This window comes from Parapedobacter sp. ISTM3, assembly GCF_016533505.1.
Lineage (GTDB): Bacteria > Bacteroidota > Bacteroidia > Sphingobacteriales > Sphingobacteriaceae > Parapedobacter > Parapedobacter luteus.
Genome location: NZ_JAENGN010000003.1, coordinates 272,711 through 288,917, shown reverse-complemented (window position 1 = coordinate 288,917; position 16,207 = coordinate 272,711). Strand labels below are relative to the sequence as shown.

General features: G+C 49.6%; 10 protein-coding genes. 5 read left to right on the top strand and 5 right to left on the bottom strand.

Going from position 1 to position 16,207, the window contains the following annotated elements:
• Nucleotides 1–9: 9 nt before the first annotated feature.
• The 4 genes from JHJ32_RS06180 to JHJ32_RS06165 all read left to right on the top strand — a co-directional run bounded on the left by JHJ32_RS06180 (nucleotide 10) and on the right by JHJ32_RS06165 (nucleotide 3,581).
• Nucleotides 10–546 (top strand): OmpH family outer membrane protein, encoded by a 537-nt coding sequence (locus tag JHJ32_RS06180; RefSeq protein ID WP_079716513.1) that lies wholly within the window; start codon nucleotides 10–12, stop codon nucleotides 544–546.
• 115 nt (nucleotides 547–661) lie between these two features.
• Nucleotides 662–1,228, top strand: a complete 567-nt coding sequence (locus JHJ32_RS06175; RefSeq protein WP_079716514.1) for an OmpH family outer membrane protein — start codon at nucleotides 662–664, stop codon at nucleotides 1,226–1,228.
• A 176-nt stretch (nucleotides 1,229–1,404) separates the two neighbouring features.
• Entirely contained in the window at nucleotides 1,405–2,709 is a 1,305-nt protein-coding gene (locus JHJ32_RS06170; protein WP_200120341.1) for a (Fe-S)-binding protein, read from the top strand.
• An 80-nt stretch (nucleotides 2,710–2,789) separates the two neighbouring features.
• Nucleotides 2,790–3,581, top strand: coding sequence for a (Fe-S)-binding protein (locus JHJ32_RS06165; RefSeq protein ID WP_200120340.1), 792 nt, complete (start codon nucleotides 2,790–2,792; stop codon nucleotides 3,579–3,581).
• 31 nt (nucleotides 3,582–3,612) lie between these two features.
• Here the strand turns inward: JHJ32_RS06165 and JHJ32_RS06160 are convergent, their stop codons facing one another.
• Nucleotides 3,613–5,538, bottom strand: coding sequence for a sialate O-acetylesterase (locus tag JHJ32_RS06160; RefSeq protein ID WP_233632509.1), 1,926 nt, complete (start codon nucleotides 5,536–5,538; stop codon nucleotides 3,613–3,615).
• 129 nt (nucleotides 5,539–5,667) lie between these two features.
• Here JHJ32_RS06160 and JHJ32_RS06155 point away from each other — a divergent pair, with 129 nt between their 5' ends.
• Nucleotides 5,668–6,783 carry a glycoside hydrolase family 43 protein gene (locus JHJ32_RS06155; protein WP_233632508.1) on the top strand — a complete coding sequence of 372 codons (1,116 nt, stop codon included), beginning with the start codon at nucleotides 5,668–5,670 and terminating at the stop codon, nucleotides 6,781–6,783.
• 63 nt (nucleotides 6,784–6,846) lie between these two features.
• Here JHJ32_RS06155 and JHJ32_RS06150 read toward each other — a convergent pair whose 3' ends face one another.
• From JHJ32_RS06150 to JHJ32_RS06135, 4 genes are all read right to left on the bottom strand, one after another.
• Nucleotides 6,847–10,887, bottom strand: coding sequence for a two-component regulator propeller domain-containing protein (locus tag JHJ32_RS06150; RefSeq protein ID WP_200120339.1), 4,041 nt, complete (start codon nucleotides 10,885–10,887; stop codon nucleotides 6,847–6,849).
• Nucleotides 10,888–10,960: 73 nt separating this feature from the next.
• Entirely contained in the window at nucleotides 10,961–13,411 is a 2,451-nt protein-coding gene (locus JHJ32_RS06145; RefSeq protein ID WP_200120338.1) for a glycoside hydrolase N-terminal domain-containing protein, read from the bottom strand.
• 16 nt (nucleotides 13,412–13,427) lie between these two features.
• Complete coding sequence (locus tag JHJ32_RS06140; protein WP_200120337.1) at nucleotides 13,428–15,110, bottom strand: endo-1,4-beta-xylanase; 1,683 nt, start codon at nucleotides 15,108–15,110, stop codon at nucleotides 13,428–13,430.
• A gap of 24 nt (nucleotides 15,111–15,134) precedes the next feature.
• Nucleotides 15,135–16,163: a DUF5627 domain-containing protein gene (locus JHJ32_RS06135; RefSeq protein ID WP_079716126.1), complete on the bottom strand. Its 1,029-nt coding sequence runs from the start codon at nucleotides 16,161–16,163 to the stop codon at nucleotides 15,135–15,137.
• Nucleotides 16,164–16,207 lie beyond the last annotated feature (44 nt).

The following is a 16,207-nucleotide window of genomic DNA, read 5'->3' as shown; positions in this document are numbered from 1 at the left end:
GTTATGAGCATAAAAAAAATAATAGGGGTCGTTGTCTTAATGGTCGTTACTTCGTCTGCGGCTTTGGCCCAGCGATTTGCCTATGTCGATTCGGAATATATCCTAAAACATATCCCCGAGTACCTTGCTGCGCAGAAGCAGCTGGACGCACTATCCGTACAATGGCAAGAAGAGGTAGATAACCGGTTTGCTGAAATCGAAAAGCTTTACAAAGCCTACCAGGAAGACCAAGTATTACTCAGTGAGGAGATGCGTAGGAAACGGGAAGACGAAATTGTACTCAAAGAACGAGAAGCACGGGAGTTCCAACGGCAGAAATTCGGTTTCGAAGGCGATCTTTTCCAAGAGCGAATCAAGTTGGTAAAACCCATCCAAGACCGAGTGGCCCAAGCTATCCAAACAATCGCTACCGACCAAAGTCTGGATATTATCTTGGATAAGGGCAGTGAGGTTACATTTCTGTACGCCAACCCCAAATTGGATAAAAGCAACGATGTGATTACCCGGTTAGGATATAAACCTGATCCGTCGCTTGCGGAAAATTAATCCGTTTCGTATCATTGCGGAGTTTTAAGAAAGTAATAAGTAAATAACGTATAATCACAGACAAAGGGGTATGTGATAATAACCCCCAACAACAAGTAAAATCAAAATGGATAGCATGAAAAATTTGTTTAAAGGTGTAGTGGTGGTAGGGCTGCTGTTTTTATCAACCGGACTCGTAAGTGCACAACAAAAGATTGGCCACGTCAATTCCAATGAGATCATCCAGGCAATGCCCGAGTTCAAAACCGCAAACGCGGAGTTTGAAAACCTTTCAAAAAGCAAAGAGGGTGAGCTGCAACAGATGGGTGCAGAATACCAAAAGAAGGTGACCTCCGCGCAGGAACTGCAACGCAACCGCAGCGAAGCCAACCGGGATTCCATCGACGCGAAGCTACAGACGCTTGGTGTAGAATTACAAGATATCGACCGGAGGATCCAAGAGTTTCAACAAGTAGCCCAGCAGGAATTGGAGCAAAAGCGCGAAGAACTATTTGCGCCAATCTTCCAGAAGGCCAATACAGCGGTACAAGCCGTAGCCAAAGAAAAAGGGTATGCCTATGTCTTTGACATCGCGGCAGCTGCCATTCCTTATTTCGCTGGTGGCGACGATTTGACTAATGATGTCAAAACCAAATTGGGAATCACAAGCTCGACGCCTGCAGCCACACCGTCTAATCAGTAAGCGAATATATACTAACACAATATCAGAAAGCGGAGCGCCCGGCGGGCACTCCGCTTTTTTTACGTTATCCCCCTCGGCAATCTTAAAATTCATCTAAATAATTTATTATGCTTGCATAGCATTTTAAATTCCGTATTTTCGTAATGATTAGATTACCCTGTGCTATATAATCCTATATGATAGGCCAGCTTATTTTCGGAGTACTATTCATTGGGGCGATGGCTCTGGCTATTTACAACGCCAGGAACATCTTCCGGAACATCCAGTTGGGACAGGATGAACGGCGGACGGACCAACCGGCGAAACGGTGGAAAGCCATGCTCCTTGTTGCTTTTGGTCAGAAAAAAATGTTTAAGCGGCCTTTCCCTGCACTGCTGCATCTTTTTGTGTATCTTGGATTCTGCATCATCAACATTGAGATGCTCGAAATCATCATTGATGGGCTGTTTGGCACGCACCGCGTATTTTCTCGCTTGGGCGGTTTTTACGCTTTTCTCATCGGCGCTTTTGAATGGCTGGCATTGAGCGTGCTTATAGGCTGTGTCCTATTCCTCACGCGGCGGAATATTTCCCGGCTAAAGCGCTTTTTCGGCATAGAGATGACCCCTTGGCCCCGGACAGATGCCAACCTCATCCTAATCGCTGAAATAGCCTTAATGGCAGCATTTCTGACCATGAATGCGGCTGATTATAAATTGCAACTGCTGGGGGCACCAAATTATGTGCGTGCCGGCGCATTTCCGGTGAGCGGATGGTTGCTTCCTTTATTGCCGGACACGATCCCGACGCTTGTCGGCATTGAGCGCTTTTGCTGGTGGTTTCATATCATCGGCGTGCTTATTTTCCTCAACTACCTCCCCTACTCCAAGCACTTGCACATCCTGTTGGCTTTTCCGAACACCTATTTTTCAAACCTGAACCCCAAGGGACGCTTTTCCAATATGGGTAGTGTGACCAACGAAGTCAAAGCGATGCTCGACCCCTCCTATACGCCGGAGGCCGCAGCTACGCCACTCCACTTCGGCGCGAAAGATATTCAAGATCTCACCTGGAAAAATTTGCTCGAAGCTTACACCTGTACCGAGTGCGGACGGTGTACGGCCGTGTGTCCGGCCAACATGACGGGGAAGCTGCTTTCGCCCCGCAAGATCATGATGGATACGCGTGATCGCATGGTAGAAGTGGGCAACAATATCCGTAAAAGTAAAAATAACGAACAAAAGGACGATGGTAAGTCGCTGTTGGATGATTACATCACGCGCGAGGAAATCTGGGCCTGTACCACGTGCAATGCCTGTGTGGAGGCCTGCCCGGTAAACATCAATCCGCTGGAAATCATTATGGAACTCAGACGCTACATGGTCATGGAGGAATCCCAAGCCCCTGCCAGTCTCAACACCATGTTCGGCAACGTAGAAAATAATGGTGCACCATGGAAGTATGCACAGGCTGACCGGGCCAATTGGGTGAAAGGCAGTTAACGGTAGGCGGTAGGCAATAAGCTGGTAGCTGTAGGCAATAAGCACAAAGCTCAAAGCTTGTAGCTTAAAGTATAAAGCAAATGAATGAACTCGAAATACCAACGATGGCCGAATTGACGGCAAACGGCGAGACCGCCGATATTTTATTTTGGGTGGGCTGTGCGGGCAGCTTTGATGAACGCGCCCAGCGCATAACCCGTGATATCTGCAAAATCTTGCATCATGTCGGCATCAAATACGCCATCCTCGGCACCGAGGAAAACTGCACGGGTGATCCGGCCAAACGTGCGGGCAACGAATTTCTGTTCCAAATGCAGGCCTTGACGAATATCCAAATTCTCAATGGGTATGAGGTTAAGAAAATTGTCACCGCTTGTCCGCATTGTTTTAATACACTCAAAAATGAATACCCCGACTTGGGCGGTCATTATGAGGTCATTCATCATACACAACTTATCCAGCAGCTAATAGACGAAGGGAAGCTGAAGGCTGAGGGCGGTGAGTCTTTCCGGGGGCGGCGGATCACCTACCACGACCCTTGCTACCTGGGACGCGGCAACAATGTCTATGAAGCCCCGCGCAAAGCTTTGGAACACCTCGACGCCCAACTCGTCGAAATGAAACGTTGCCGCAGCAACGGCCTATGCTGCGGCGCGGGAGGCGCGCAGCTATTCAAGGAACCTGAAAGGGGAACGAAAGACATCAACATCGAACGCACCGAGGAAGCGTTGGAAACCCAACCTGAAATCATTGCCGCAGCCTGCCCGTTTTGCATGATCATGCTGCGCGACGGTATCAAAAGCAAGGAAAAAGAACAGGATACCCAGGTTCTCGACGTTGCCGAAATTACGGCAAGGGCCAATGGGCTATAGTTTACGCACCACGCGCCATGTGGGTTTGATATTAGTTGATTTGGATTTCAAACGGCGAAGCTGGCAGTCCTTCTTTATTATACAGGTTGGGATTTACGGGATTATCGGCCCAGGCGTAGCGGACATACATCGGATCACCGACTTTCTCGCTCCATACCACTACCCGGTCTCCTCTTATTTCTGCCTTGGCCCAAACAAACTTCCTATCCGGCCCAGCGATGGCAAATTCGCTTAGTGCCCCCCCATCTCGGGCAACCAATCCACTACCTACATGGTCGAATGAAAGTGACACTTTATGCCCGTCTTTCTGGTACGACTGATACATCGGACCGGAGGCAACCAGGTCTTCGCCGTAAACAAGCTTCCGGGCAAGCAGGGCTAAGCGTTCGCCGACTTCCTTTTTCCTATCAGGATGGATGTCATTCCATTCCCCCAGATCAATCGCAACCGCCATCGCCGTTTGGGGGACAGCCAGCGCCTTGCGTTGGGATTCGCGCAACGCTGCCCAACTACTCTCGGACGGCAGGTAATTGTACTCCATGAAGCCGGGAAGCTGCACATACAAAAACGGTAGCATTTGGTTGCCCCATTTCGTGCGCCAGTCGTTTATCAACGCGGGTAGGCGCAGCACATAGTCGGCGTGCTGGCCTACATTGCTTTCGCCCTGGTACCACAGCACGCCTTTCAAGGCATAGTCAATTGCCGGAGCTACCATACCATTGAACAGCGCAGCCGGTTGGTTCTGGATGTTGATGCTGGGCACCGTTGCATGGTGATAGTCGAATACCTCCCCGACTTTATACTGCCAGGTGCCTTTTAAATCAACAGTGTCCTGGCCAGCAAAAATGCAATACGGCTTATCCGGCACGAAACCGCCCTTACCACCATGGTTGGTTACCTTGACGAGAAAACTATTTTTCCCCGCCTTCAATACGCCGCCAGGGACCTTATACCTGCGCTGCGGATACATATAGGTCGTCCGGCCCACCTCAATGCCATTGATCGTTAAAACGTCTTCATCTACAATCCGGCCGAGAAAGACCCCTGCGGGTTTACCCGCCATTGCGGCCGGAATGTCCACTTCTTTCCGGTACCATACGACACCATCCAAATCCCTGATTCCCTGATCTTCCCAATAACCGGGCACGTTAATGTTGCGCCATCCACCTGCGGACGGGACAAAGGACTTGCGCCTTGCTGCTTGTGCCGCGGCACGGTTGACGGATTGTACATATGCGGTATCTTTATTTTGCTGTATGGTGCCGTTGAGAGCTGGAAATACGCGCAGCCGCTCTTCACTAATCCAAGCTTCTATGGGCGTGCCGCCTACACTGGCATTGATGATACCAATGGGTACCCTATGAGTATCGTATATTTTCTTGGCAAAAAAATATGCGACCGCTGAAAATGACCGCACATCCTCCCCCATGGCCCTCGTCCAAGAGCCCGACGGAAAATCGTTTTGCGGTGCCAGCAAATCGGCGGCGGTTGGCACCAGAAATTGCCGGATCTCCTGATAATTGGCTTCCGCGATATCCGTTGCGTATGTTACATCGTGGATGTTCAGCATATGCACCATGTTGGATTGCCCCGAGCAAAACCATACATCGCCAACTAAGACATCATTTACCGTCACTTCATTGCCGCCCGTTATGGTCATCGTGTACGGCCCCCCTGCGTCAAGGGGCGGGAGTAAAACATGCCATTTTCCGTCGGCATCGGCGACCGCATCATATGTTTTGCCTGCAAAATCTACACGAATGTATTCGTCTCGTGATGCCCAACCCCATATCTTGAGCGCTGTCTCGCGCTGCAATACCATCCCGTCGCTGATTAAACGGGGAAGCGTGACGTCGGCCAAAATAAACGAGCAAAATATCACCTGAAAAAAAATAGACAATGCAGCGGCGCGAATGACATTCGCTAATAACATGTTTGACGCTCCTGTACTGCTCATGATGGTTTTAATAAAATTTGGTTAAACACACTGGTTACTTGGCAAGTATACGGAAAATTCGGTAATATTGCAATCGGTTGCATTCTTAGGAAAAGATGCACCTTGATTATTAACCATTTGACCTTAGTCATGATGAAGAAAAAAACCTATTTTTCAGTGTTGGCAGCCTCCGCTGGTTGCTCGCTCCTATTGGCCACATGCCAACAACAACAGCGACCCGCCCAATCAACCGACAGCGACCCGCTTTTTGAGGGAGCCATATCCCAACCCTTGGTATCGCATATTTATACCGCTGACCCCTCGGCCCATGTCTTCGAAGGTAAAATTTACGTCTACCCATCGCATGACATCGATGCCGGCACGCCCGAAAACGACAATGGCGACCACTTTGACATGCGGGATTACCATGTGTTTTCCATGGACAGCGTGGGCGGCGAAGTCACGGACCACGGCGTTGCATTGAAATTGGAAGACATACCCTGGGCGGGGAGGCAGCTATGGGCGCCCGATGCAGCATACAAAAACGGGAAATATTACTTTTATTTCCCTGCCAAAGACAAGCAGGATATCTTCCGCATCGGCGTGGCTACGTCCGACAAACCTTATGGCCCTTTTGTCGCCGAACCTGAGCCCATCAAGGGTAGTTTCAGCATGGATCCGGCCGTATTTACAGATACCGATGGCACATCCTACCTATACTTTGGTGGCATATGGGGAGGACAATTGCAACGCTGGGCTTCAGGCGAATATGATCCGCAGGGCTCATCGACAGACCTCGAAAACGATAGCCTGCCCGCCTTGACACCAAAAATGGCCCGACTGACAGACGATATGCTGCAATTTGCTGAAGCCGTACGGGATATCGTTATTTTGGACGAAAACGGACGACCGTTGCTGACGGGCGACCATGACAGGCGCTTCTTCGAAGGCTCCTGGGTACACAAATACCAAGGCAAATACTACCTGTCGTATTCGACAGGCGATACCCATCAATTGGTATACGCTACTGGCGACAGCCCCTACGGGCCCTTTACTTATCAAGGCGTCATTATGACTCCGGTAATCGGCTGGACCACCCATCATTCGATTGTAGAGCATGGCGGCAGGTGGTGGCTGTTCTACCATGACACCCAACTATCGGGTGGCAAAACCCATCTCCGCAATATCAAGGCCACCGAACTGCGGTATGATGGCGATGGAAAGATCGTGACGATTCACCCGTATGGTGAGTTGAGTACGCAATAAAGACATCACGCACGGGCGCCCCATTAGTCACGGGCGCCCAATCTCTTTGCGTGAAAAGCGTCGCTAAACGTCATTCGTAGTATAATAAGCTGTGGGAGATACGCCATACAGCTGTTTGAATGCGACGGAGAAGGTGTTCGCATCGGCATAGCCGACAGCATATGCCACCTCAGAAACACTCAAACCCTTATGGGTAATCAATTCAGCGGCCTGCTTCAATCGGATATTTCGGATCAAATCCCGGGTGGTTAGTCCGGTCAATTCCTTCAATTTACGATGAAGATGTACCCGACTAATGCCGATTTCATTAGCGATCATTTCGACACTTAATCGCGATTCGTTAAGATTCCGGTCAATAATACGGTGAACCTTTTCCAACAACTTTTCGTCGGAACTTTTCAGCTTGACTTTGGAAATAAATTCACCTTGAAACTGCGCTTCGCGCTCACTGTTTTTGACCAGCTCACGGTTCCGGATTAAGCTTTTCGCGGTTTTCAGTAGAACGGTCATATAGAATGGTTTGACGAGATAAGCATCGGCTCCTGCATCAAAGCCGTCTTCGGTATCCGACTCTTCCGCTTTGGCCGTCAGCAGAATGATAGGTACGTGTCTGACAAGCGGACAGGATTTTATCCGACCACAGAGCGTCATTCCATCCATGCCAGGCATCATCACGTCGCTTACTATCAAGTCCGGTGTATCTTTCAATATTCCTTTGTAGGCGTCTTCTCCATTATGATATGTGACCACGGTATAAAACGATTCAAATTCGCTTCGTATGTAGTCGCAAATTTCCAAGTCATCGTCGACGATTACAACTTTGGATGATTTCCTATGTTTCATCTCGTCCTGGTCGCTGTCAGCTATTGGTGTGATTCGAATTCGATCGGTCGTTCCAAAGTGGGTAGGACTGAATACCGGGATCTGGGATACATCGCCAATAGGCAACTGTAATTGGAAGCGGCAACCTTCCCCCGCTACATTTTCGACGCCGATGGTACCGCTATGCATTTCCATTAATTGCTTCGCAAGGTAAAGGCCGATGCCCGTACCATTTGGATGGTGATCCCGATGGTGCGGTGATTGATAGAAACATTCAAAAATCCGTTCCTTTTCGTCCTCATTGATAAACTGACCCGAGTCTGTTATTGCGATAGTCAGATATTCCGTTGCATCCATTCCAATGAACTCTGATCGCAATGAAACGCGAATAGTCCCCCCCAAAGGTGTAAACTTGCAGGCATTTGAAAGGATATTGATCAATATCTTATCAAAATGACGCGGATCAATAATGGCAAACAATTCACTTTCTGGGCAATCTATCTCCAGTCGGATGTCTTTTGCATCCAGCTGTTCTTCAAATAATAAGCAGACGGCCCTGGTAAACTGATTCATCTCCACACGCTCAAATCGCAGTGTCATCTGACGTTTTTCAATCTTCCGGATATCCATCAGTTGGTTGACCAAATCGAGTATCCGACGTACATTGCGATCCATAATGGTATATAAACGAGTCCGCTTATCGTCGCTTTTGTCTCCCATGAGCTTTTTCAACGGACTTACAATTAAGGTCAGCGGGGTCCGGATCTCATGTGCAATGTTGATAAAAAACTGCAGCTTGGCCTCGTTGACCGCTTCGGCTTGCTGATGGACCTGCATTTGTTGCTGTATGCGTCGCCGGTTTCGATAGGCCTTTGCAATGGCAACCGAAATCATAATCGTTACCAGCGCATACATCCATTTGGCCAATGTAGACTGGAACCAAACAGGGTGAATGATAATCCGGGCCTCCTTAATATCGGAAAATGTATCGTTTGATCGGGCACGGATGCGCAAGCGATATTCACCGGCCTCCAGGTTGTCGAACGCCAGGCGATTGTTGCCCGGTCGCAAAGCAAGCCATTCGTTGTTATTTAGTGAATACACGTATGAAACCCTTTCGGAGTCGTTGAAGTCCATCGTGGAAAATTCCACACTGAATGAATTGTCACGGTAGTCCAAATGGAATGTTTGCGCATGGTTTACCGCGGTATCCACAATCGCATAGCGCCCGGATTTCATACCTTTTCTCACCGCCTTATCACGCACGTAAAAATCAACAATGTTCACGATCCGTTTTTTATTTTGAATGTGGATTTCGCCTGGTCTGAAGTAAGTGACGCCGTGTATTCCTCCAAAATATAAATCCCCGTTTTTCGCCGCGAGCGAAACCTTGGTCATAAACTCGTTGCCCTGAAGTCCATCCCCGGCATAAAAATTTAAAAATCGGGATTCCGATACGTCCATTTTTGCGATTCCGCGGTTCGTACTTACCCAGATATCCCCGTTTGGGCCTCCCTCCACAGCACAGATGAGGTTGCTGGGCAGGCCGTTATCCATATCAAAGATATTCATTTCAAGGGTAGCAATATTGAGGCATACCAGTCCCCGGGAAGTACCCGCCCACAAATGCCCTTTATCGTCGTCATGAAGTGAATACACCACCGTGTTACTGAGCAACCGGTTGGTCCCAAACGCCGTCACAAAATTTTCATTTTCCAAATCCAAACAGGCTAACCCATCAAAAGTGCCGATATAAAGCTTATTATTTCTCGATAACAGTAGACAATTGATCCAATCGTTGGGTAGATAGTTGCTATCCGGACGGTATACCGTGCCGTCAACGGCGCTAAAATTACGGATGGTACCGGATTTCAAATCGAGACAGAACAGTCCAGATCCCATGGAGGCTATCCAAAGGCGCTGTTCCTTATCCTCCCGTAGCCCGTATATGCGCTGTACGTTATCTCCGTTTTTATCCACAAGCTCCGTTAAGTAGGTGCTTTGACCGGTGTGCGGGTTAAACTTTGCTAAACCATCCGAATAGGAGCCAATCCAGAGATCTCCATATGAGTCTTCATAAATGGACATAATAGTGGAAGGTACCGACCGTACTCCACCGCGGCACCCGTAATGCCTGCTCGAACCGCCATCTGGACCCAGGGCATATAGTCCGTCGTTATCAGTGCCAATCCAAAACGTGCCCTTACTATCCTCAAATATCGACATCACGCAATTTGAACCAATCAAATTACGGTTTACCGATTTATACCCGATATAGCCAAAGCTGTTTTTATGCGTGGGCAGCAAAAATACTCCGCGTTGGTACATACCCATCCAGATGTTTCCAGCATTGTCTTCGAGGATCGAGTTTATTTTTGTTGTATTGAAATCGAACGTCGTCATCGTCAGGTCCATGTCCTTAACCACGCCTGATTCCTCATCGTATAGTTTCATCCCCGCTCCGTTGGTAGCTATGTACAACTCATTCCGCGAACTGACCAGCAAATCTGCCACGGCAAGATCCCCTCCGCCACTATAATGTACCCGAACAAACGCATCGTCAATCGTGTTGTATCGGAATAGTCCACCGCTCATATTGCCGACGAAGATCGTACCGTATTTGTCTTCGCATATACTGGATACCACATTATTCTGGACTTTTTTAGCTGCAAAGTAATCCGTTAGTTTTCCGTCGCCGAACCTGAATAACCCGTTGTCTTCCGTCGCAATCCAAAGATTTTCTTTATGGTCTTCGAATATCCGGATGATCATATTGCTTGGCACCAGCCCTTCAAGCTTAGTACCCTCCCACCGGCCAGCCCTCTGTTGCAGTTCAAATATGCCGTGGCCCGACGTTCCAACAAGCATCTGGCCGTTTTTTCGTTGGACGATGGTCAAGACATGGGCAGCTATTTCCTGACCATTCTGAAGTTTAAGCGGGATATGGTGAAACGAATCGCTCGCGGCATCGTAGTATTGAACACCATTAATGTAACCTACGTACATCTGCCCTTGCTTATCCTCGGCAAGAACCAACGCCATATCGTTCAGCACGGAATGAGGGTCGTGCTCGTTGTGCCTATACACCTTGAATTTGATACCGTCGAATCTATTTAACCCATCTTCGGTTGCAATCCATACGTAGCCACTCCGTCCCTGATGGACGTCCGTGACCATGCTGCTGGAAAGTTCCGAGTCTACAGTAAAGAGTTTACCTGATTGGGCAGACGCACACCTCGAACATAGCAATGCGGCTGATAAAAAGAAAATGTATCGGAACATAACTTACGTTTTTGGTATATAAATGGCGTTCTGCGAATTTAAGTGTTTATTCGACAACTATCAACCGAATACCTTATAAAACATGATAAGTCTTGCCTTTTTGTGTAGCTATATCATATTCAAACACATCAGACACCCCATCGGGATATACTAATTGTTTGTCTATGTGCTGGTTTATTGCCGGCACATAAAAGAATGGATTTAAGTTTGCACCATCCGATGCCGCCTTCAGGTTAGCATATGGCATCGGCGCGCCCAATCGCAACCGGAGGTTTCCGCCAAGTTCAGAGCGTATAGTGAGCCGGGTAATCCGGCCATTCTTCCATGCTAAGTGTTCGATAACAAAGCCGCCAAGCGCGCGCAAACCACTTACCGATCCACTTGGTTTCCAATCATCAGGCAGGGCAGGTAATAGGTGAATAGCCCCATCGTGGCTTTGCAGAAGCATTTCGGCAATTCCTGAGGTACAGCCGAAATTACCGTCAATTTGAAATGGAGGGTGGGCATCAAGGAGGTTCGGATAGCTACCGCCTCCGTCCTTGTTTGTTCCCACCGGGCTTAACTGCTCCCGGATCAGCTTCCACGCACGGTTTCCGTCCAACATACGCGCCCACCAATTTACTTTCCACCCCATACTCCAACCGGTGCTGACATCGCCGCGCTGTTCCAAGGTCACCCGCGCCGCCGCAAAAAGGCCGGGTGTCCGAAACGGCGATATTTGCCGGGACGGAAACAGTCCGTACAGGTGCGAAATATGCCGATGTTTATCCTCCGGATCATCCAAATCGGCCAACCATTCCTGTAGCTGACCATGCCTGCCGACCTGCATCGGCGGCAACAAGGCCTGCTTTTCCTTCAACAAGGTTGCAAACGCCTCATCAGTGCCCAACACATCGGCCGCCCGGATGGTCGCATCAAATACATCAAAAACCAATTGGTTATCCATGGTCGTACCGGCGTCAATCGACACTCCTGGGCGGCTTTGGGGTGCGTTTTCGGGAGAGATACTGGGCGACACCAACAGCCAGCCATGCGTGGGTTCCGGTATAAGGTAATCGACAAAAAATGCCGCGCTTCCTTTTAAAACCGGATAAACATGCCGCAAAAATTCCAAATCCCCATGGTACAGATAATGTTCCCATAAATGTTGCGAAAGCCAAGCACCGCCCATGGGCCACATACCCCAGAATACACCGTCTACCGGCCCAGTAATACGCCACAGATCTGTATTGTGGTGGGCAACCCATCCTCCGCTTCCATACATCACCCGCGCAGTTTCCTTTCCGGTATCAGAAATATCCTTAATGAGGTCAAATAGTGGTTGATGAGTTTCCGGCAGATTGGTCCGCTCCGCTGGCCAATAATTCATCTGCGTATTGATATTAATCGTGTATTTGCTGTCCCAGGGCGGACTCATTTCCTTATTCCAAATCCCTTGAAGGTTGGCGGGTTGCCCGCCCGGTTGGGAAGAAGCGATCAACAGGTAACGGCCGTATTGAAAATACAGATTGACCATATCAAGGTCCATCCCCTGCCGGAACGCTGCCAATCGTTCGTCCGTTGGCTTCGACGAGGGAGACGGTTCGCCGATTTGTAAGGCAACCCGGTTGAATAGCGGCTGATATTGTTTGACATGTTCATCCACCAAGCGCTTATAGGATTTGCCGCGCGCATTGATGAGGTAGTTTTTTGCCCTTTTTGCTTCGTCGCCCCCTAAATCAGCGTAATGGATATGATTGGTGCCTATGCTGACGAAAATTGTGGCAGCATTTGCATCCGTAACATGGAGGCGCCCGTTTGTGGCAGTCAGTTTCCCTCCGCTGACTCGCACTTGGGCCAAGCACTGAAACCGAAGTGCCCCGCCCGGCACGGATTCAAAACCCCCGGTGGCCCCGCTAATACTACATATGTTACCGCTGCATTCGACAGTTGCTTCCGGCTGCGGCGTAGACAACGCAACATCAAAACGCAGCGACCCGCGCTTACTGGCCGTCAACCGGATAATGATCAGGCGCGCCGGATTTGACGCGAAATATTCCCGGCGGTAAGTAATCCCATCTATCTCATATTCTGTCGCCGCTATGGCCCGCTCGATATCCAGTTCGCGCCGGTAGGAAGTAGGCTCCTGATGGTCCGGAAAGATTAGGTGCAAACTGCCCACGGGCTGAAATGCTTGACCGTTCGACTTCCCGGCCATCATGGTTTGGTCCGCAAGTGTTTGCGCTTCGCGGTGCTTGCCTTCAAAAATCAGCTTCCTAATTTCCGGTAATGCGGCCAGTGCCGTCGGACTATCGTTCCGATTTGGGCTTCCTGTCCATACCGTACCCTCATTGAGTTGGATTTCGTCCTTTTCCACGTTGCCATATACCATGGCCCCCTGGAAGCCATTGCCAATGGGTAGCGCACGCAGCCAGTCGTCGCCCGCAGGGGCATCGTACCATAGCGTCAGTGATCGTTCTTGCGCAGCAGCATAACCTGTCACTACTACCAAAAGCAAAAAGAGTCTAAGCACCTGTTTTGTCATACACACGTGCGTTATTTTATTGGCCGGTTAACGCTTCGGCAAAAGCTGCATAAGCCGGCTTCCTGACATACCCTTCCGTCCACAATCCAATCGGCTCACCCGCCCGCCAGCTTGAACCTTGGGGACTATCCAGCGGACTCCAGACCGTAATGCCGTAACGCTGTGCCGGAGGAATCAGCTCAAAATACTTTTCGACCACGTATCGGTACATCTCCGCCTGTGCTTGATAATCTTGCTCGGTCGCCTGGGCTGTCGGCACGCCCACACCAATGTCAAGTTCCGATATTTTTATCAACTTCCCTGTAGCGGCCAACAGTTCGAACATCTCTGCTATCCGCTCCTTGTCATTGGATGTGCTGATATGCATCTGCGTACCTATTCCATCTACCCGTGCTCCCTGACTTTCGATGTATTTTGCATATTCAATCAGGCCCTTGCACTTATCCAGGCTTGATTCCAGGCCGTAGTCGTTGATGAACAGCAGGTCACCCGGCTTGCCATACTGCTCCGCCAACTTAAAAGCTACTACGGCATAATCCGCTCCTAAATAGTCCTGCCAATAAAACTCGTCGCTGGCCATGTCCGTTTTTCCCAGGCCTGTTTTCAACTGATAAGGAGCCGGCCAGTCTGACATGGGCTCATTGACCACATCCCATGCGTGTACATGGTCCTTCGCGACTTCCATCATGCCCGCTATCCAGGTTTCCAAAGCCGTTGTCAAAATCTCCTTCTTTTCCTCGGGGGTCTTTTCAATGATTTGATCGCCCACTCCACCGAAGCCTTCTCCGTACGCTGACACGCCTCTGGTCGACCCATTCCCCCATCCCGCCCATCCTTGGTCGGTCCCGCTCTCAAAATCACCGTTTGCAATCAAATTTGAAGCACTGTTTTTAACGGTTAGCGAAACATTGTCGATATACACCGTACCCACATAGTCTCCAAAACTGATTACAAGCCGGTTGCGGTCGCCTTTGGTTGTAGTAGTCGTAAATTCATATTCGTGCCATGCCGGACTTACCGCGAAAGTGCCGAAGCTATTGGACGAATAATCCGACGTAGACTGGACTTCAGCACGTATAGTCCCTGCTTCCGTGGCCTTTACGGCAAACTTCAGCACGTATTCCTGATTGTTTTCCAAATTCGGCAAATCATATGCTACCTGTGCTTCCCAGAAGTTTACCGCAGACTGATTGGTAAATGTATACGCATAGCCGGCATCTCCTCCGCCGCCCGACTCGGCTGTCCCGGGAATGACCGTTGGTTCTATCAGCTTATTGAGGTAAGCGGCATTTTGATTGACATGCCAGCACAGCGTATGGCCATATACGGATAAGGCTGCCGCGTTGGCCATCGCCAAGAAACCAGCCACGTCAGACAGGATGAGGCTGCCGTCGGCCTGTACCACTGCGCCGTGTTTCATTGCATAGCCCAGGGTTATCTCGTCAAAATTTCTGTTCATCAACCGGTACATCACCCCTTTTTGGACATAGCTGGAAAGGGAAGTCGCCCCCCCTAATTTGAACTGGTTGTGGACGCTTCTATCGATATACGACTTTAGCGCATCGTATGAATCAATATCCTCCTGCAGGACCACGCTCTCGGGCTTAACTGCATGGAAGGCAAGTGGCTCATACTCATTACAAGCGGCTGCCATGAACAACGCTATTGCCGGTAAGCCCATTTTACATAGTTGGTTCATCTTACTTTTGCTAAATGGTTAGATTTACTTTAATACGGGGGTAAATGTTTCCATTGATACCCCCCTGTTGCGGACGACCAGTGTATCCGTTGCGGCAATATGCATCTGGGGTAAATCGATCTCGTATTCCAGGTAAATCGCGTCGCGGTCCTGCGCTCCCCAACTGTTCTTTTCCCCACGCTTTACAAACTTACCGCTGCCCGATGCGGTGTATCCGGCCGCCGCCGAAGTCACGTTGCAGTTGCCATCCTCGTCAAACGTCAGCAGAATATCAGCTGTGACATTGACGCCGTCGACATCCGGAAATGCCAATGGGAACTCCACTTCGCCCCGGGATCGGGTAACCAACTGATTGACTTCGTCGTTCTCTATAAATTCGGCATGCCGAATAACCGTGCGGGTCAGGGAAGCATTTCCGTTCTTTCCGGTAATGACGTCTTTGCCCCTTCTCAGGTAAAAGCCATGCCACGGGTTGATATATTTCACCGCGTATAAGGTAAAGTCTTTGGGTGCCACCTCCCAATGCGCGGGGACACTCCGCTGCGGATTAGCGACTAACGGAACTCCAGACAGAATAGAGTCTGCGCCATTGACGCCCGTCATCCGTACCGGTACCACATACGTCCGCTTCAGCGCCAAAGGATCGGCAAAAAAAGCGTCTGTCAGCTGTACTTCCACGCCACCCGCGATTTCCCCAGCTGGAATGACCATGCGATCAGAAGCCAATGCATAGTAGTTTGACGGCATCGGTACCACATCGCCGTCGCCCCCTCCGAATAACAACCCCTGGCATAGCGCATCATCCACCACGAAATCAATAATGATATCCTTTCGTGTGGTATACACGCCTCCCGTGGTGGCCATGATCCGAAATTTGCCCTCGTTATCGAGCGTCGTATCAAAAATATCCTCCCCTAACGTAATGGTACGCACCGGGTACTGATAGGCAAAATACACAGTCTGGTAGTCAAAGTCCGGGAACTCCCAGTCGTCATTCTTACACGATGTGAAGCACGTGACAAGTATTACGCTGATATAAACTATATGTTTCATGTCTAAATGATTTATCTTCTAAAACAACCTCCAATTGACTCCGC